This is a genomic window from Sphingomonas sp. NPDC079357 (assembly GCF_044901155.1).
In the GTDB taxonomy this organism is placed as follows: Bacteria; Pseudomonadota; Alphaproteobacteria; order Sphingomonadales; family Sphingomonadaceae; genus Sphingomonas.
The window spans coordinates 831,847-849,976 of sequence record NZ_JBJDOM010000001.1; the positions used below are offsets into that span (position 1 = coordinate 831,847).

Genomic DNA, 18,130 nt, shown 5'->3' on the forward strand with positions numbered 1-18,130 from the left:
GCGTCCCGGAGGATGCGAGCACCCTCGCCACCCTGAATTCCTCGACGATCTCGCAAGATCCTACGATCGCCCGAACAACTTCGCCACGCTCTTGAGGTCGAGCTTCACCCATGTCGGGCGCCCGTGATTGCACTGGCCCGAATGTGGCGTGACCTCCATTTCGCGAAGCAGTGCGTTCATCTCGGCCGGCGACAGGACCCGCCCCGCACGCACCGAGCCGTGGCACGCCATCGTTCCCGCGATCGCGTCGAGCCGTTCGCGCAGGCTAAGCGCCTCATCATAAGCGGCCAGTTCATCGGCAAGGTCGATGACGAGCCCCTTCGGATCGCCGCTGCCCAGCAATGCCGGGGTTGCGCGCACCAGCATCGCCCTGGCGCCGAACCGCTCCAGCTCCAGCCCGAACTCGGCCAACTCGGCGACGCGCGCCTCCAGACGGTCGCACGCCGGCTCGTCCAGCTCAACCACCTCGGGGATCAGCAGCGCCTGCGACGCGACGCGCCCGCCGGCCAGCGCGGCGCGCATCCGTTCCAGCACCAGCCGTTCGTGCGCGGCATGTTGGTCGACCAGCACCAGCCCGTCCTCCGCCTCGGCGACGATATAGGTCTTGGCCACCTGCCCGCGCGCGACGCCGAGCGGGAAGTCGGTCTTCGCCGGGGGCGGGGTCCAGTCGGAGACGGATCGTGCGGCCGGCGGCGCGGCGAAGAACGTGGGACGCTGGTCATGCAAAGATAGCCCTCTCCCCTCCGGGGAGCTTTGGGTCGAATATGCCCCCGGCATATTCTCGACATCGCGGGGCGATGTCGACCCGAAGCTGGTTGGGTGAGGGGCTGCCACGAACGGACCACTCGGTAAGACACCGGCCCCTCCCCCAACCCCCTCCCCGAGGGGGCGGGGGCCACGCGCCTCCGGCACCCACATCGCCATGATGTCCGCGGGCGCCGAATGCGCGACGCGGTGCCCCGCTGCATCGAGCGCACGGCGCAGGCCGGAAACGATCATCCCGCGCACCAGCGCCGGGTCGCGAAACCGCACCTCGGTCTTTGCAGGGTGGACGTTCACGTCGACCTCGCTCGGCGGCACGTCCAGAAACAACGCAACCACCGCATGACGGTCGCGCGGCATCATCTCGGCATAGGCGCCGCGGATCGCGCCGATCAGCAGCCGGTCGCGCACGGGACGGCCGTTGACGAACAGATATTGATGGTCCGCCACCCCGCGGTGGAAGGTCGGCAGCCCCGCGACGCCGCCCAGCACATGCCCGTCGCGCTCCAGATCGATCGCGACCGAATTGTCGACCAGCGCGCGATCGGTCAGCGCCGCGACCCGCGCCGGCCGGCTCTCGGCAGCCGCGACCGACAAGGCACGCCGGCCGTCATGTTCCAGCGAAAAGGCGATATCGGGCCGCGCCATCGCCAGCCGCCGCACGATGTCGAGGCAGGCGGCATATTCCGATCGGGAAGAGCGCAGGAACTTGCGCCGCGCCGGCACCTGCGCGAACAGCGCCTCGGCCACGACGCGCGTCCCCGGTGGCAGCGCGGCGGGACCGTCGCGCTCGAGCACGCCATTGTCCACCGTCCGCGCCCAGCCCTCGCTGCCGCGCGGACGGCTCTCGATCGTCAGCCGCGCGACCGAGGCGATCGAGGGCAGCGCCTCGCCGCGGAAACCGAGCGTCGCGACCCGGTCGATATCCTCATCGGGCAGCTTGGAGGTGGCATGGCGCTCCAGCGCCAGCGCGATCTCCTCGGGGGCCATGCCGCAGCCATCGTCGGCCACCTCGATCCGCTCGACCCCGCCCGCGGCCAGCACCACCGCGATGCGCGTGGCGCCGGAATCGATCGCATTCTCGACCAGTTCCTTTAACGCGCTGGCCGGTCTTTCCACCACTTCACCGGCGGCGATACGGTTGACCAGATGCGAGGGGAGACGGCGTATTGACACGAGACAGCACCTAGACCAAGCCGCGGCATCCCGCGACCCCGCAGATACCATCGCCAGCATGATTCCTGCGGGATGCGCGGACTTGGACGATCACTGCCGGCGCCCTCAATCCGGCGACAACGACACGGACGACAACGTCAATGATATTCTCGCGCCTGTTCAAGATGACCTCGCACGACATGGCGATCGATCTCGGAACCGCGAACACGGTCGTCTATGTACGCGGCCGCGGCATCGTACTCAACGAGCCGTCGGTGGTCGCGGTCGAGACGATCAACGGCGTCAAGCGCGTGAAGGCGGTCGGCGAAGACGCCAAGCTGATGATGGGCAAGACGCCCGGCTCGATCGAGGCGATCCGGCCGCTGCGCGACGGCGTGATCGCCGACATCGACGTGGCCGAGCAGATGATCAAATATTTCATCGAGAAGGTGCACGGGCGCAGGCGCTTCATGCGCTGGCCGGAGATCGTGATCTGCGTCCCCTCGGGATCGACCAAGGTCGAGCGCCGCGCAATCCGCGACGCCGCGCAGAATGCCGGTGCCAGCGCGGTGTATCTGATCGAGGAGCCGATGGCGGCGGCGATCGGCGCCGACATGCCGGTGACGGAGCCGGTCGGCTCGATGGTGGTCGATATCGGCGGCGGCACCACCGAGGTCGCGGTGCTGTCACTGCGCGGTCTGGCCTACACCACCTCGGTGCGCGTCGGCGGCGACAAGATGGATGAGGCGATCGTCAGCTACGTACGCCGCAACCACAATCTGTTGATCGGCGAAGCGACCGCCGAGCGGATCAAGCAGGAACTGGGCTGCGCCAAGCCGCCGGTCGACGGCATCGGCAAGACCGTTCACATCAAGGGCCGCGATCTCGTGAACGGCGTGCCGAAGGAAATCCAGATCACCCAGGCGCAGATCGCCGAAGCGGTCAGCGAGCCGGTTGCCGCAATCGTGGACGGCGTGCGCATCGCGCTGGAGAATACCGCCCCGGAACTGGCCGCGGACATCGTCGATCAAGGCATCGTGCTCACCGGCGGCGGTGCGCTGCTGCAGGGGCTGGATGAGGTGTTGCGCGACGAAACCGGTCTGCCCGTCACGGTGGCGGACGAACCGTTGATCTGCGTCGCGATCGGCACGGGTCGCGCGCTGGAGGATCCACTGTTCCGCGCGGTGTTGCAGAACGGGTAAGTCGCAATGACGGCGCGCCCAACCGCCGTCATCGCAAGCGTAGCGAGGCAATCCGGTGTTCCTCGCGCTGCCCTGGATCGCTTCGCCACACTCGCAGTGACGACGAAAGCTGACGTCATCGTACTTTAATTACCAAGGCGGGAGGTGACGGCAATGGCGCCGTCGCGGGATCGGCGCCCCGGCTTTTCGCGGCGCGCGCAATACGGACTGTTCGTCACCTACATCCTCGGCATCGCCGGGGCGGTGGTGGGAGCGGTGCTGCTCGCGCTGTCGACGTTCAACCCCGCTGCCTTCACGATGGCGCGCGCGGCGCTCGCCGAAGTGACGGCTCCCGTTTCCGCCGCCGCCGCCACGATCGTTCGCACCGTTGCCACGGTGCCCGAGGAGATCGGGACGTGGTGGCGGGTCCATGACGAGAATGCGGAGCTGCGCGCGCGGCTGGAGCGCGCACGCGGCGCGTTGCTGGTCGGGCGACAGGCGCGGCTGGAGAACGCCCGGCTACGCGCGCTGCTGGCGCTGCGTGATCAGAACCCCCAGGTGGTCGCCACTGCGCGGATCGTCAGCACCAGCGCGTCGAGCACGCGCCGCTACGGGCTGTTGAACGCCGGGACCTGGCAGGGCGTGGCCGAGGGGCAGCCGGTTCAGGGGCCGGAGGGGCTGATCGGACGCGTGCTCTACACCGGCCCGAACAGCGCCCGCGTGCTGCTGATCACCGATGCCGAGAGCGTGGTGCCGGTGCGCCGCTCGCGCGACGGACGTCCGGCGCTGGCCGCAGGGCGCGGCGATGGTTTGATCGACATCCGCACGATCGACACCGCCGATGGCAAGTTCCGCCCCGGCGACATCTTCGTCACCTCGGGCACCGGCGGCATGTTCGTCCCCGGCGTACCCGTCGCCCGCGTGCTGCGCGGAGGCACCGACAGCGCACCGGCACGGCCGTTCGCACGGCCGGACACGCTGGATGTCGCGATCGTCCATCGTGCGTTCATGCCGCCCCCGCCACCAACGCCGACAGCCGCTCCCACACCGACTCCGACGCCCACCCCCGATCCGTGACGCTTCCTGCCCGCCCGCCCTTCGAGGAACCGCTCGGCCGTCGACGCGCGCGGCTGTTGCCGTGGGCGACGGTGATGGTCGGCTCGCTGGTGACGATCCTGCCGTGGGGCGCAACGCTGCCGCTGTTGCCGCCGGTCGGGCTGCTGCTGATGCTGTCGTGGCGCTTGCTGGCGCCGCTCTCGCTGCGCGTCTGGGCGCCCGCGTTGCTCGGGCTGTTCGATGATCTGCTCTCCGGACAGCCGCTGGGCAGTGCGATGTTGCTGTGGACGCTGGCCTATTTTCTGGTCGAGGCGATCGACGCGCGTTCGGGCGTGCGCGACTTCAAGCAAAGCTGGGCGATTGCCGCGCTTGCGATCGCGTTCGTGCTGCTGGGCGGCCGACTGGTGGCGACGCCGCTCGATGCTCATGTCGACACCGTGCTATTGCTGCAGATCATGATGTCGGTGCTACTCTTCCCCGCCGCCGCGCGGCTGGTCGCCTGGATCGACCTGCGGCGCGCGCCATGAGGCCGCGCGCGCCGAAGATCATGACCGAGGCGGCGCAGAGCTACAGCTTCTCGCGCCGTGCGTGGCTGCTCGGGGCGGGGCAGGCCGGGCTTGGCGCGCTCCTGATCGGGCGGATGGGCTATCTCGCGATCACCCAGAACGAACATTACAATCTGCTCGCCGAGAAGAATCGCGTCAGCATGACGATGATCCCGCCCCGTCGCGGCTGGATCGTCGACCGCCATAATCAGCCGATCGCCAGCAACCGCACCGACTTTCGCGTCGACGTCATTCCGGATCGGCTGGAGGACAAGGACCGCGTGCTTGCGCATCTGCGCGGACTGCTCGGCCTCACCGACGAGGATCTCGCGCAAATCAACGCCGAGCTGGAACACGCCCCCGGCTTCCGTCCGGTCGAGATCGCCGAGAACATCGACTGGGAACGCTTCGCCGCAGTGCAGGTCCGCCAGCCCGAACTGCCCGGCGTTGCGCCAACGCGCGGCTTTGCACGCCATTATCCCGCCGGCCCGGCGGTCGCGCATCTGATCGGCTATGTCGGCGCAGCGACCGCCGAACAATATAAGAAGACCCGCGACCCGCTCTATGTCACCCCGGGCTTCAAGCTCGGCAAGGACGGCCTTGAGAAAACCATGGAGCCGCTGCTGCGCGGCACCGCCGGCGCCAAGCGCGTCGAGGTGACGGCGCGCGGCAAGCTGGTGAGGGAACTCGCCACCCGTCCCGACGAGCCGGGACGCACGCTGCGGCTGACGATCGACGCGGGCCTTCAGGAATATGCGGCGCGACGGCTCGGCACCAATTCGGGCTCCGCGGTGGTGTTCGACTGCACCAATGGCGAGATGCTCGCGATGGTGTCGATGCCCGCCTACGATCCCAACACCTTTTCCGAAGGCATCAGCCAGCTCGAATGGAAGATGCTGAGCGAAGACGATCACGTCCCGCTCATGAACAAGGTGACGCAGGGGCTTTATCCGCCGGGCTCGACCGTCAAGCCGATGAACGGCCTTGCGCTGCTTGCCGCAGGGGTCGGCGCGGACGAGCGCGTGTTCTGCTCGGGTGCGATGCGCGTCGGCAACGGCGTCTTCCACTGCCACAAGCGTGGCGGCCACGGTCCGCTCGATCTCAAAAACGCGATCATGCAGAGCTGCGACATCTATTTTTACGAGATGGTGCGCCGGGTTGGTTACGACAAAATCGCGCCGGTCGCGCGCGAGCTGGGGCTTGGGCAGAAGTTCGACCTGCCCTTCTCGACCCAACGCTACGGCACCGTTCCCGACAGCGCGTGGAAGCAGCGCAAGTACAAGACGGACTGGAAGGTCGCCGATTCACTCAATGCCTCGATCGGTCAGGGTTACGTGCTGTCGAACCCGCTGCAACTGGCCGTGATGGCCAGCCGGCTGGCATCGGGGCGCAGACTGGTGCCGACGCTGATCCGCGATCCGTTCAAGCCGCAGGCCGAGATGCTGCCGATCGACCCCGAGCATTTCCGTATCATCCGCGAAGCGATGGACGGAGTCGTCAATCATGGCGGCACCGGCGGCGCGGCGCGGATGTTCGTCCCCGGTGTCGCGATCGCCGCCAAGACCGGCACCGCGCAGGTTCGCCGCATCACGATGGCGGAGCGGCGGTCGGGCGTGCTCAAGAACGGGCAATTGCCGTTCAAGCTGCGCGATCACGCCTTGTTCGTGTGCTTCGCCCCCTATGACAATCCGCGCTATGCTGCGGCGGTGGTGCTCGAGCATAACGGCCATACCGTCCGGAACCTCGACACGCCGATGATCGGGCGCGACATCATGACCTATCTGTTCGACCGCGACCGGGCGATGAAGAGCCTCGCCGAGGTCGAGCCGACCTGGGGTGGCGACATCGCCGCGCGCATGGCCGCCCAGCGCGCCAGTTACCGCGCGGCCCATGCGCCCGCTCCGCCGGTCGTCGACGACGACGACGTGCCCGCGTCGAATTCACCCGCGGTTGAGGCCGCCACCGACGCCTCGAACGCCAGCGCCGAGGCGACCGCGCGTGACATCGCCACCAGCGGCGGCCCCGCGCGCACCGGCTCACCCGAGCCGGAAACCGAGGGCGAGCGCCGCTCCGCGCCGCTCGATCCCGCGCCGGAGCCGCCGCGATGAGCGGCTTCGTCCCCGCGCCGCTGGCGGTGCTGCCGTGGCGCGTGCTGTTGCTCGTCACCGCGATCGGCGGGTTCGGGCTGGTCGTCCTCTATTCCGCCGCCGGTGGCAGCCTGCGTCCCTGGGTCATTCCGCAGGGGGTGCGTTTCGCGGTGTTCATGGTGGGTGCGGTGGCGTTGTCGCGCGTGCCGCTCGACTGGTGGAAGAAATCCGCCTTCTACATCTATGGCACGTTTCTGATCCTGCTGGTCCTTGTCGAACTGCTCGGCGCGGTGCGTGGCGGAAGCCAGCGCTGGCTGGGTTTCGGCCCGATCCGTATCCAGCCGTCCGAAACGATGAAGCTGGCGATCGTGCTGGCGCTCGCGCGCTTCTACGACATGCTGCCCGCCGCCGAAACGCGTCGTTTTCAGGCGGTCTGGCCGGCGGCGGTTCTGATCGGGATGCCCGCACTGATCGTGATGATGCAGCCCGATCTGGGCACCGGGCTGATGATCTGCGCGGGCGGCGCGACGGTGATGTTCCTTTCGGGAGTGCCGCTGCGCTTGTTCGTCGGCGGCGCGCTGGCGGTAGCGACCGCGATCCCGCTCGCCTTCAACTATGTGCTCCACGATTACCAACGCCACCGCATCCTGATCTTCATGGACCCGGAGAGCGACCCGCTCGGCACCGGCTATCACATCAGCCAGTCGAAGATTGCGATCGGCTCGGGCGGGCTGTTCGGCAAGGGCTTCCTGCAAGGCACGCAGAGCCATCTCGACTATCTGCCGGAGGGCCACACCGACTTCGTCTTCGCAACGATGGCGGAGGAATGGGGGCTCGCGGGCGGCGCCTTCCTGATCATCGGCTTCCTGCTGGTGATTCGTTGGGGGGTGAACGTCGGCGTGCGCGCCGAGGACCGCTTCGCCAAGCTCGCGGCAGCCGGTTTGGCGACGACGATTTTCTTCTACATGGCGATCAACCTGATGATGGTGATGGGGCTGGCGCCGGTCGTCGGTATCCCCTTGCCTTTGGTCAGTTTTGGCGGCTCGGCGCAAATGACGGTGTTGATCTCGCTCGGCATCCTGATGGGCATCGACCGCTCGATCTCGACGCGCCAGCCGATGCGCTGGTGAAAAAAATAAAAAAAGGGGTTTGCGAATCCGGGAAGCGCTGTTAGAGGCGCGCTTCCCGATCGCGGGGCGGTTCTTCGGAAACGCTTCTCCCACGGTCACTGGACGCATAGCTCAGTTGGTAGAGCAGCTGACTCTTAATCAGCGGGTCCTTGGTTCGAGCCCAAGTGCGTCCACCATAGTTTCAATAACTTACGCCTACTTGGCCGCTCGCCAGGTTCCCATTAGGTAACGGGCTAGGTATCAGCTGATTACCAGAGGTCGGTGGTGGTGGTGCCAGGCCATCATCAGTTCGAGGCGCAGCGTGCGATCGAATCGATGGCTTCGAGTATACCGGGTGTGGGCGTGAGCCGTGGCATCGCCACCGAGCAGATCGGTAGCTCGAGAACTTAGCGCCGGCGCCTTCGCCTGTTCGACAATGGCCTCGATCAACAACGCTTCGTTTCAGTTTGTCGCTGCACTGAAAACGGATGCGAGTAGGTACGTCGCCGTGACCGAGCAGGAAAGCAGGGTCCGGCCTCTCGGAAATGCTTGCTGAGCTCATGCCCTCAATGCCCCCCCGCCGCCAGGACCCACTCGGTCGCGACGGGGGCCACGTGTGTTGGGATGGCGGGAGCGCCAGTCGGCAAGCACGCGGCCCATTGCCGCGATCGCCTCGCGGCGGCGGCCGTCATCACCGATGGCGACGAGCCTGCCTTTGAGATTGGCGGCGAAGTCGGCATAGTCGTTTTGCCAGTCGCGCGAGAGCACGCCGCCGAGATCGGCTCGGCCTTCGCCTGCCAGCGCAGGCTTGCGGCCCTTTGGTAGCGACCAAGTCTCGCCGATGCGCGGCGCAACCACTGCCGGCGCCGCGGTCTTGGCGAGTTCCGCCAGCGCATGGATAGCGCCCTCCTCGCCATGGGTGAGGAAGAGACCGCCCGCGATCGGACGACGAGCCTCGATCCAGCGCAGCAACTCGCCCTGGTCGGCGTGTGCCGAATAGCTGTCGATGCGCCGGACGCGAGCCCTGACCGCAACGTCGCGCCCGGAGAGGCGAACCCAGCCCGCGCCATCCAGGATGGTCCGCCCCAGCGTGCCTGCCGCCTGGAAGCCGACGAACAGGATCGTCGAGTCCTCTCTTGGCAGGTTGTGCAGAAGATGGTGTCGGATCCGGCCCGCCTCGCACATGCCGGACGCGGCCATAATGACGGCGCCCGACATATCGTTCAAACGCATCGACTCGATCGCGGCGTCGGTGAAGTGGAAGTCGGCGCGATCAAAGGCGCCAGTGCCGTCGACGTCTTCGAGCTCCGCGGCATGATGCCGGAACACGCCCGTGACCCGACTAGCGAGCGGCGAGTCGACGAACACGCTCGCCCGGTCGAGCGCCCCGCGTCCGAGCAGCACGGCCAGGTCGAGCATCAGCTCCTGCGTGCGCTCGACGGCGAACACGGGGATCACTAGGTTGCCGCCACGATCAAGCGCATCGCGCACCTCCGCCGCGAGTAGCGCCCGACGCTCTTCGGCCGTGACGGTCGCCCTTCCGCGGTCGCCATAAGTGCTCTCGCAGAATACGTGATCGAATCCAGCCGGTGCAGACGGATCGGGATGAAGGCTTTTCCATTCGGGCCCGATGTCGCCCGAGAAGAGCAAGCGCACACCCCCGACTTCCACTTCGACCGACGCTGACCCGAGAATGTGCCCAGCGTTCCAGAGACGGGCGCGAAATCCGGGCGCAGGCTCGAACCAACTCTCCAGCGCCACCGCCCTCCCCCGCATCGCCGCGGTGACCGCATCGGCCTCGGTGTAGATGGGATCGACGGGACGCTGGTCGCGCCGATCCGGCCTCCGGTTTCGCCGCTCGGCCGCCCACTCCTGGATGCGCCCGGCGTCGGCCAGCATAGGCGCGAGCAGGTCGCCAGTCGCCGCTGTGCACCAGATGTTGCCTTCGTAACCGTTTGCAACGAGACGCGGCAGCAGGCCGCTATGGTCGATATGGGCATGAGTAAGAACCACGGCATCAATGCGTGCGGGGACGAAGGCGAACGGCTCGAAGTTCAGCGCCTCTAGGCTGCGCGGCCCCTGGAACAGCCCGCAATCCACCAGCACGGCGTGTCCGCCACAGCGGATTTCGTAGCACGAGCCGGTCACCGTGCGTGCGGCGCCGTGAACGGTAACGGTGGGGGCACCTACCTGCTGGTCAGCCGCCACACTCAATGCACTATCAGCACGGGAGTGCGGGGATCGTCGACTAGCGTCCGCGTGACGCCGCCGAAGATTGCCTCGCGAGCACGGGAATGCGTGTAGCCCCCGACGGCAAGCAGGTCCGCGCCGCGATCGAGTGCGAACGCCTGCAATGTATCGGCGGTGCGCTCGTCGTGCGCTAGGACATGCGGCTCGGCCGCGAACCCGTGCCGGCCCAGATAGTTGGTCACGCCCTGGAGATCGGGCATCGTCTCGTTCGTGACGACGGCAACATCGATCCTCGCGCCTGGCGCGGCAAGGCGGACAAGCTCACGCAAAGCGCGCGTGGCGGGCGTCCCCACTTTCCAACCGATTACAGCATGGTTGATCCGCCGCACGGAGCGACCGGGAGGCAGAAGCAACATCGGTGCTCCCGCAAACATCAGCAGCGCCTCAACCGTCCGCTGCCGCAGCTGGTCGCTGGTCCAACTTTCCGGAGGCCCGACCGTGACGAGGTCGGTGACAGGCGCCGTGCGGCGGAGATCACCGGCAAGAAAAGCCGATCCGTCGACCTGCGTCAGCACCTCGGCCGTGCATTCGGCCGGCAGCCGCGTCAACAGGTCAGCGCGCGTGAACCAAGCTCTATGCTCGACCTCGTCAGCCAGGGCGTAGACGGCACCGAGCGGGGCCGACGCCGGAGACAAGAGCGGCACGGGCGCGAGCAGCTCGACCACGAGGTGGGCGTGCCGGAACTCCACGAGCGTGAGTGTTGCGTCGATAAAGCTTCGTGCCTTATCGACATCCTCCACCACAGCCAGGATAGTCTCGGTCATACCGGCCTCCCCATCACGATAAGCCAGACCTAGGCGGCCGCCTCGGCTACTGCTCTACGTGATTCTACGACCGTGTTGGCGTCGGCGGTGACCGATCCCACCCCCACAAACGCCTGCGCGACCATTCCGGTCAGAAATGACGAGCTACGCCCAGAATGCCGGAAGTCGAGTGCGCGACGTCAGTGCGACGGCACCCATCGGATCGCGGATGAGTTGGAGACCGAAGCAAATCTACGGCGAATTGCGTACTGACCGCTGGCTGACCGTGGCGGAAAGATACTTCCAGTCAGGAACGTGGAGGCGGTCGGCAAATGCTCGGATCACTGGTAGCTATGGCGATAGCCCTGTCATCGCTGCAGGCCGCTAGTCCGTCGGCAGCGGTGTCCAGTAGCCCTGAAAATCAACCGTCGCTGGAGCTAGGTTCCGTCGCCTCCGTAGCGCGCGCTTTGCGTCCAGGCGACTTTCTGTGGGCCCCGCAAGTCGCACCCGCCGGACCAATGCTGATGATCGTCAATCGGCAGACACAAAGAGCGGTGCTCTACCGCAACGGGGTCGCGATCGCCGTGACGACCGTGTCGACGGGCCGCAAGGGCCATCGGACTCCGACCGGCGTCTTCGCCGTACTCCAGAAGAACCGGGTTCACTTCTCGAGCCTCTATGACGATGCCCCGATGCCGTTCATGCAGCGGCTTACGTGGGACGGCGTAGCGCTGCACGCCGGACAGCTGCCAGGGTACCCGGCATCGCACGGATGCATTCGGTTGCCGTCCAGATTCGCGGCGCTCCTGTTCGAGGCGACCCGCCTCGGCATGATCGTCGTCGTGACGGACCAGATACTACTTCCGGCCATTGCCCCGGTCAGCAGCCCGCTTCCGATAGCACAGGCCCCGACGCCAGACCCGCTCGCGACGAGCGCCTTCTGGCGCCCGGACGTTGCTCCAGCTGGTCCGGTCTCGGTCGTCATCAGCTCCACCGATCACCAACTGGTCGTCCTGCGCAACGCTCGGGTGATCGGCCGGATGCCGGTGATCGTCGGTGGCGACATCCCTCGGGCGTTTCTCTACCGTCTCGCCGCGATCAATACGGAAGGACGACGTTGGGAGCGCGTCGCGCTCCCCGGACAGGTTCTCACTGGCACGGAGTTGCTTTCGCAACAGTTCCAGCTGGGCGAGGAAGACAGGATCCGCATTGAGAGCGTCTTAGCGCTCGGCGCGACGATCATCGTCACACCGGACACGCTTGCGACAGCACCCGCCAACTACGGTGACCTGGTACCGAAAGACTGAAAGGTGATCGAGCCGGTTGCCGCGTGCGCCGGGTAGTCCTGTCAGACTGCGGTGCCGACCAGCCGTCCGATCCCGGCAGTGACCGCCATGGCCAGTCCTCCCCAAAATACGACACGTGTGCTCGCCGTGAACATGGGAGCGCCGCCCGCCCTCGCCCCGACAGCGCCCAGAGCAGCCAGAAAAAGCAAAGATCCGCACACCTCCACTGCGATCAGGATTGACACGGGCAGAATGAGGACGAGGCATAAGGGGAGCGCCGCGCCGGCCGTGAAGGTCGCAGCAGAGGCCATTGCTGCCACGACCGGTCGGGCCGTGGTCAGATCGGTGATGTTGAGCTCGTCCCTGGCGTGGGCATTGAGCGCGTCGCGAGCCATCAGCTGATCGGCGACGGTCGACGCAACCTGCCGTTCCAATCCTCTGTTGACGTAGAGATCTGTCAACTCCGCATGCTCTGCCGCGGGATCCGCCAGGAGCTCGGCTTGTTCACGAGCAAGGTCAGCCCGCTCGGTATCCGCCTGCGAACTGACCGAGACATATTCGCCGGCCGCCATGGACATGGCGCCCGCCACCAGCCCCGCGGCTCCGGCGACCACGATCTCCCCCCGCGCAGCACCCGCGGCAGCGACGCCGATGATCAGGCTGGCGGTGGAGACGATCCCGTCGTTCGCCCCGAGGACCGCCGCACGTAGCCAGCCGATGCGTGCCATAAGATGGCGTTCGGTATGCTTCAGTCTCGACACAGTTGTATCCCCGCTCCGTTTGGTTGAGGACCACGACGGATCTGCGTTGTCGGGAAGATGCTCTCCCGGCTTGTCGCCAAGCTCCTCACTCCGGTGTCGCCAGCATGATCAGGAGCGGCCACAGGTCACTCTCGAGCGATCTGAACCGCGGGATCAGCGACAGAAGTCCGGCACTCAGAGCGATGCCCAGGAGGATCGTCACCCACGCGAGGGTGCCGACACGTGGCCACATCGTTCGATTCCTCGACATGCCGGTCTATGCGACGACGATATTGTCATCGATCGCAGTGACCCCCGGGGCGGCCCAAGCCGCACGCTCGGCGATCTCGCGTTCCCGATACGCATGAACGATGCCGCCCAACGTGACCTTGCCTCCATCGGTCAGCACCCTGATCGATCCGGCGTCGATGTCTGCGTGCCGTCGGAAGGCGTCGACGATCCGGTCGCGCACGTCCGCCGGCGTCGGAACCTGTCGGATGGTGACCATGTTGCTGATACCGGTGACACCGTGGATGCGCCCGGCTGCCTTCCAGGCCGCATCGCGCTGATAATGCCAGTCGACCGATCCCGATAGCGTCACCCAGCCGTGCTCGACCGTCACCGAGAGTTTATTCGAGGGCACGATCGCATCCCAGTCGAACAGGTCGCAGATCCGCTTGGCGATCTCCTCATCGCTCCACTTCTTGTCAGAAGCACGGTGGACCTTGATTTCCTCGGCAAGGGCACGGAACCCACCCACTCGCCGGGCAGCTTGTTCCGCCGCCACCTTCTCCGCGAAGGACGGCACAGTGCCGGTCAGGGAGACCACTCCCGCTTCGACGCTCACGCCGATTTGGTGGTGCTGGACACGCGGATCCCAAGCTAGTTCTGCAAGAACGTCGCGCTGCAGTTGGTCGTCGGATTTCATGGCCTGTTCCTCCAGGAGAGATGTGGGTTACTGGGCGGACGCAACTGGTCCGCGAGCGGATAGCGGGATGGCAAAGCGGACGCCTCGCAGACGTGGCGGAACAGGCAGGAGGCGCACACTGCGGTGCGCTCCGCTGCGCAGTCGCGACATCGGGCGAGATATCGCCGCGTAAGCGCATTGTGCGCGATCTCGGCCTCGATGCAGGCGGCCCGCATGGTCGCTTCAAGCTCGGATGTAGCCCGGCTGACCAGGTACTCGCGCTCCTGCTCTACCTCGCCGTCGTCGCGCCGCGCAGGTGAACGGTGCGGCTGCACAAATTCGGCGGTAATGGCGGTTGCTGCGGTCGACATGGGCTCCGTCTCCTATGTTGACCCAATCATCGGCCCGAGTGCGGTTCATGAGCATTCGTATTGATACGTACGCCCGTGGCTGTGCGACGGGCGATCTGCCAACCTCGTACAATTGCGGATGCCCGCGATTACTGGCCTCGCCTACGCGGGTTTCGAACGGAGATCGCGATGCCGCACGCCGAGACCCTGCCAATTCATTTGACGTCCCTTGATGCAGTTGGGGACCCGCTGCCGACCGATCGGAAGCCGGGACAATCCTCCGATTCTCGAACCAGCCATTTCGAACTGAACCTGATCGACCGATATTGGCGCGCCGCGAACTACCTTTCGATCGGCCAAATCTATCTGCTCGACAATCCGCTCCTTCGTGGTCCGCTTCAGGCTGAGCACGTGAAGCCGCGCCTGCTCGGCCATTGGGGCACGACGCCGGGGCTCAATTTTATCTATGCCCATCTTAATCGGGTCATCCGTCACCGCGACGCTGACGTCCTGTTCGTTTGCGGCCCAGGTCACGGGGGTCCGGGGGTGGTGGCGAACTGCTGGCTGGAGGGAACGTACAGCGAGGTCTACCCTGCCGTCAGTCAGGACTTGGACGGCATGCGCTGCCTCTTCCGGCAGTTCTCGTTTCCGGGCGGCATTCCAAGCCACGTCGCACCCGAAACTCCGGGCTCGATCCACGAAGGCGGCGAGCTCGGCTATGCGCTTGTCCACGCTTACGGCGCGGCCTTCGACAATCCGGAACTCGTCGTTGCGTGTGTCATTGGCGACGGCGAAGCGGAGACCGGCCCCCTCGCCGCGTCCTGGCAGGGCAACAAGTTCCTCAACCCCGTGTCCGACGGCACAGTGCTGCCGATCCTGCACCTAAACGGATACAAGATCGCCAACCCTACGATCCTTGGCCGCACGGCCGATGCCGATCTGCGTCGACTGTTCGAGGGACTTGGACATGATCCGATCTTCGTGGTCGGCGACGATCCCTTTCCCATGCACGGCAAAATGGCCAAGGCCATGGATGACGCATTCGATCGCATCGCCGCGATCAAGCAGGCCGCGGGGGCCGGCGACACCGATCTGCCACGCTGGCCGATGATCGTCCTGCGCAGCCCCAAGGGCTGGACCGGGCCCAAGGAGGTCGACGGCAAGAAGGTTGAAGGCTTCTCGCGCGCGCATCAGGTGCCGATCAGCGAAGCGCGAACCAATGACGCGCACCGCGTGTTGCTGGAACGCTGGATGCACAGCTATCGCCCGCAAGAGCTGTTCGACATCGACGGCGACCTGCTGCCCGATCTCAAGGCCATCGCGCCTTCAGGCGCAAAGCGAATGAGCGCCAGCCCCCACGCAAACGGCGGAGGGCACGCGGCGCCGCTTCGCCGGCCCGATTGGCGGGATCACGCGGTCGCGGTTCCCGCGCCCGGCGCCGTGGACGGCGAAGCGACGCGCGCCTTAGGGCGGTACCTGGCGGCGCTGTTCCAGTTGAACGACAAGGCGCGCAACTTCCGCCTGTTCGGGCCCGACGAGACCGCTTCCAATCGCCTCGATGCCGTGTTCGACGTCACGGGTCGAACCTGGATGCAGCCCGTGGAGCCGTTCGACGAGCACTTGGCGCGCGACGGCCGCGTCATGGAGGTGCTGTCCGAGCATCTATGTCAGGGCTGGCTGGAAGGCTATCTACTCACCGGACGCCACGGCCTGTTCAACTGCTACGAGGCGTTCGTGCACATCGTCGACTCGATGTTCAATCAGCACGCCAAATGGCTGAAGGTGGCGCGCGGGATCGAATGGCGGAAACCGCTCGCATCGCTCAATTACCTGCTCTCCAGCCATGTCTGGCGACAAGATCACAACGGCTTCAGCCACCAGGATCCCGCCTTCATCGACCATGTCGTCAACAAGAAGGCTGACGTCGTCCGCGTCTATCTGCCGCCCGACGCCAACTGCCTGCTGCGCGTCGCCGACCATTGCCTGGGCACTCACGACCGGATCAACGTGATCGTCGCTGGCAAGCAGCCGGCGCCGCAATGGCTCACCGCGAAGGAAGCCGAAACCCACTGCGCGGCCGGCGCCGGCATATGGGAGTGGGCGAGCGCAGACCGGGATGGGGCGTTGCCGGACGTAGTGATGGCGTGCGCCGGGGATGTGCCGACGCTGGAAACGCTCGCCGCGGTCGACCTGCTGCGGCGACATGTTCCCGACCTGACGATCCGCGTGGTCAACGTGGTCGACCTGATGACCTTACAGTCGGACAGCGAACATCCGCATGGCCTCTCAGCCGCCGAGTTCGACAGCCTGTTCACCCGCAACCAACCGGTGGTGTTCGCCTTCCACGGCTATCCGCATCTGATCCACCGGCTCACCTACCGACGCGAGAACCACGCTAATATGCATGTGCACGGCTTCATCGAGGAAGGTACAACGACGACCCCGTTCGACATGGCGGTGCGCAACCGGCTCGACCGCTTCCATCTGGCGCTGGCGGCGATCGATCATGTGCCCGGTCTCGGCGAACGCGCGGCCCACGCGCGACAATGGCTGCGTGACCGCCTCGTCGCCCATACCGCTTACGTCACCGAGCACGGCGAGGACATGCCTGAGATCCGAGACTGGCGGTGGCCTAGTGCGACCTCGATCAGCGCCTGAGGTGGCGCCCGGCTACATTCTTGCGCTCAACGTCGGTTCGTCGGGACTGAAGTTCGCCGCCTACGAAGCCGGCACCATGCGCCTTCTGGTGCGCGGTGAATGGCGGGCGTCGGCTGGCGCCGCAATTCAGCTTCGCCTCTCGGCCGGTACTGGCGGCGTTGCTGTTTGCACCACTGTGCCCTCGCTGCTGCCTACCGGGCAGATCAGGCTCATCCTGGACGCTCTCACCCCGTCTACCGAGACTCGCGTGCTGATGGCAGTCGGGCACCGTATCGTACACGGAGGCCGCTGCTTTTCGGTCCCAGTCATCCTCGATAATCATAGCATCAGCAAGCTCGAGGAGCTGTCACCCTTGGCTCCGCTGCATCAGCCTGCCTGCCTTGCGGTGGTGGAAGCGGTGCGCGAAGTGATGCCGGGCCTACCTCAGGTGGCGTGCTTCGATACCGGTTTCCATAACGCGCTCACCCCGCCGGTCAGCCGCTACGCCGTTCCGCCGGAAATGGAGGCGGATGGCGTCCGGCGGTACGGCTTTCACGGCATTTCTTATCAGTCGATCACCGATCAGCTGGCGGCGGATCCGACGTTTTCGCCGGACGAGCGGGTCGTGGTGGCGCATCTCGGCAGCGGCGCCAGCCTTTGTGCCATGCGCAATCTGCGGAGCGTCGACACCACGATGGGTTTCTCCACGCTTGAGGGGATCGTGATGGGAACGAGACCAGGTACCCTCGACCCCGGCATCATGCTCTATCTGATGCGGGCGAAGCGATGGTCGGCAGACCAGATCGAGCGCCTTCTCTACCACGAATGCGGACTGAAGGCTGTGTCCGGTATGACAGGCGATGTGGAAGCCCTGCTGCGTTCGACCGATCCGCGCGCGCGCGAAGCGCTGGACCTGTTCGCCTTCAGCGTCGCGCGCCATACGGCGGCAGTGGCATCCACGCTCGGCGGGCTCGACCGGTTCGTCTTCACCGGCGGTATCGGCGAGCACGCATCGCCTGTTCGCGCGATGATAGGCGATCGCTTGGCTTGGCTCGGGTGCGAACTCAGCGGGGAGGCCAATGACGATAACCGCCGCGAAATTTCCGCGGCTGACAGCAGAATCCGGGTTCAGGTTCTTGAAACCGACGAGCAAGCCGTGATCGCAAGGGCGACTGCGGGGCTGGTCACCGGCCCGACGGCGATGGCGGCTGATGCTTCAAACGAGCACCGCTAGATGATCTCGCCGCACGTCGAACACCTTCCCGTTCGGTTGTACCCTCAGCCCTCCCGGGTTGTGCTTCGGCCATTCACGCCGTCCGATC

15 protein-coding genes and 1 tRNA gene are annotated in these 18,130 nt (G+C 66.1%); 9 read left to right on the forward strand and 7 right to left on the reverse strand.

The window, feature by feature from the left end:
- Positions 1–60: 60 nt before the first annotated feature.
- Complete coding sequence (gene mutL / locus ACI2JO_RS03880) at positions 61–1,938, reverse strand: DNA mismatch repair endonuclease MutL (RefSeq protein ID WP_404719417.1); 1,878 nt, start codon at positions 1,936–1,938, stop codon at positions 61–63.
- A gap of 140 nt (positions 1,939–2,078) precedes the next feature.
- On the opposite strand from mutL, the gene ACI2JO_RS03885 reads away from it, so the two are divergent.
- The 6 genes from ACI2JO_RS03885 to ACI2JO_RS03910 all read left to right on the forward strand — a co-directional run bounded on the left by ACI2JO_RS03885 (position 2,079) and on the right by ACI2JO_RS03910 (position 8,092).
- Positions 2,079–3,119: a rod shape-determining protein gene (locus tag ACI2JO_RS03885; RefSeq protein ID WP_404719418.1), complete on the forward strand. Its 1,041-nt coding sequence runs from the start codon at positions 2,079–2,081 to the stop codon at positions 3,117–3,119.
- Between the two features lie 153 nt (positions 3,120–3,272).
- Entirely contained in the window at positions 3,273–4,175 is a 903-nt protein-coding gene (mreC, locus tag ACI2JO_RS03890) for a rod shape-determining protein MreC (protein WP_404719419.1), read from the forward strand.
- Positions 4,172–4,681: a rod shape-determining protein MreD gene (locus ACI2JO_RS03895; RefSeq protein ID WP_404719420.1), complete on the forward strand. Its 510-nt coding sequence runs from the start codon at positions 4,172–4,174 to the stop codon at positions 4,679–4,681. The genes mreC and ACI2JO_RS03895 overlap by 4 nt, the downstream gene beginning before the upstream one ends.
- Positions 4,678–6,807: a penicillin-binding protein 2 gene (gene mrdA, locus ACI2JO_RS03900; RefSeq protein ID WP_404719421.1), complete on the forward strand. Its 2,130-nt coding sequence runs from the start codon at positions 4,678–4,680 to the stop codon at positions 6,805–6,807. Before ACI2JO_RS03895 ends, mrdA begins: the two co-directional genes overlap by 4 nt.
- On the forward strand, positions 6,804–7,916 hold the full coding sequence (gene rodA, locus ACI2JO_RS03905) for a rod shape-determining protein RodA (RefSeq protein ID WP_404719422.1): 1,113 nt from the start codon (positions 6,804–6,806) through the stop codon (positions 7,914–7,916). Before mrdA ends, rodA begins: the two co-directional genes overlap by 4 nt.
- Before the next feature lie 100 nt (positions 7,917–8,016).
- Positions 8,017–8,092, forward strand: a tRNA-Lys gene (locus tag ACI2JO_RS03910).
- Positions 8,093–8,156: 64 nt separating this feature from the next.
- Here ACI2JO_RS03910 and ACI2JO_RS03915 read toward each other — a convergent pair.
- From ACI2JO_RS03915 to ACI2JO_RS03925, 3 genes are all read right to left on the reverse strand, one after another.
- Positions 8,157–8,345 carry a hypothetical protein gene (locus ACI2JO_RS03915; RefSeq protein ID WP_404719423.1) on the reverse strand — a complete coding sequence of 63 codons (189 nt, stop codon included), beginning with the start codon at positions 8,343–8,345 and terminating at the stop codon, positions 8,157–8,159.
- Positions 8,346–8,453: 108 nt separating this feature from the next.
- Positions 8,454–10,103 (reverse strand): MBL fold metallo-hydrolase, encoded by a 1,650-nt coding sequence (locus tag ACI2JO_RS03920; RefSeq protein ID WP_404719424.1) that lies wholly within the window; start codon positions 10,101–10,103, stop codon positions 8,454–8,456.
- Positions 10,104–10,105: 2 nt separating this feature from the next.
- Complete coding sequence (locus tag ACI2JO_RS03925) at positions 10,106–10,888, reverse strand: universal stress protein (RefSeq protein ID WP_404719425.1); 783 nt, start codon at positions 10,886–10,888, stop codon at positions 10,106–10,108.
- A 353-nt stretch (positions 10,889–11,241) separates the two neighbouring features.
- Between ACI2JO_RS03925 and ACI2JO_RS03930 the strand changes: the two genes are divergently transcribed.
- Positions 11,242–12,195 (forward strand): L,D-transpeptidase family protein, encoded by a 954-nt coding sequence (locus ACI2JO_RS03930; protein ID WP_404720317.1) that lies wholly within the window; start codon positions 11,242–11,244, stop codon positions 12,193–12,195.
- Between the two features lie 41 nt (positions 12,196–12,236).
- On the opposite strand, the gene ACI2JO_RS03935 is transcribed toward ACI2JO_RS03930, so the two are convergent.
- The 3 genes from ACI2JO_RS03935 to ACI2JO_RS03945 form a co-directional block, all read right to left on the reverse strand.
- A complete protein-coding gene (locus ACI2JO_RS03935; RefSeq protein ID WP_404719426.1) occupies positions 12,237–12,902 on the reverse strand; it encodes a VIT family protein in 666 nt (221 codons plus the stop codon).
- 289 nt (positions 12,903–13,191) lie between these two features.
- Positions 13,192–13,842, reverse strand: coding sequence for a BON domain-containing protein (locus ACI2JO_RS03940; protein ID WP_404719427.1), 651 nt, complete (start codon positions 13,840–13,842; stop codon positions 13,192–13,194).
- Positions 13,839–14,192 carry a hypothetical protein gene (locus ACI2JO_RS03945; protein ID WP_404719428.1) on the reverse strand — a complete coding sequence of 118 codons (354 nt, stop codon included), beginning with the start codon at positions 14,190–14,192 and terminating at the stop codon, positions 13,839–13,841. Before ACI2JO_RS03945 ends, ACI2JO_RS03940 begins: the two co-directional genes overlap by 4 nt.
- Before the next feature lie 168 nt (positions 14,193–14,360).
- Between ACI2JO_RS03945 and ACI2JO_RS03950 the strand changes: the two genes are divergently transcribed.
- Positions 14,361–16,829 carry a phosphoketolase gene (locus tag ACI2JO_RS03950; protein WP_404719429.1) on the forward strand — a complete coding sequence of 823 codons (2,469 nt, stop codon included), beginning with the start codon at positions 14,361–14,363 and terminating at the stop codon, positions 16,827–16,829.
- A 1-nt stretch (position 16,830) separates the two neighbouring features.
- Positions 16,831–18,042 (forward strand): acetate/propionate family kinase, encoded by a 1,212-nt coding sequence (locus tag ACI2JO_RS03955; RefSeq protein ID WP_404719430.1) that lies wholly within the window; start codon positions 16,831–16,833, stop codon positions 18,040–18,042.
- The last annotated feature ends 88 nt before the right edge of the window (positions 18,043–18,130 follow it).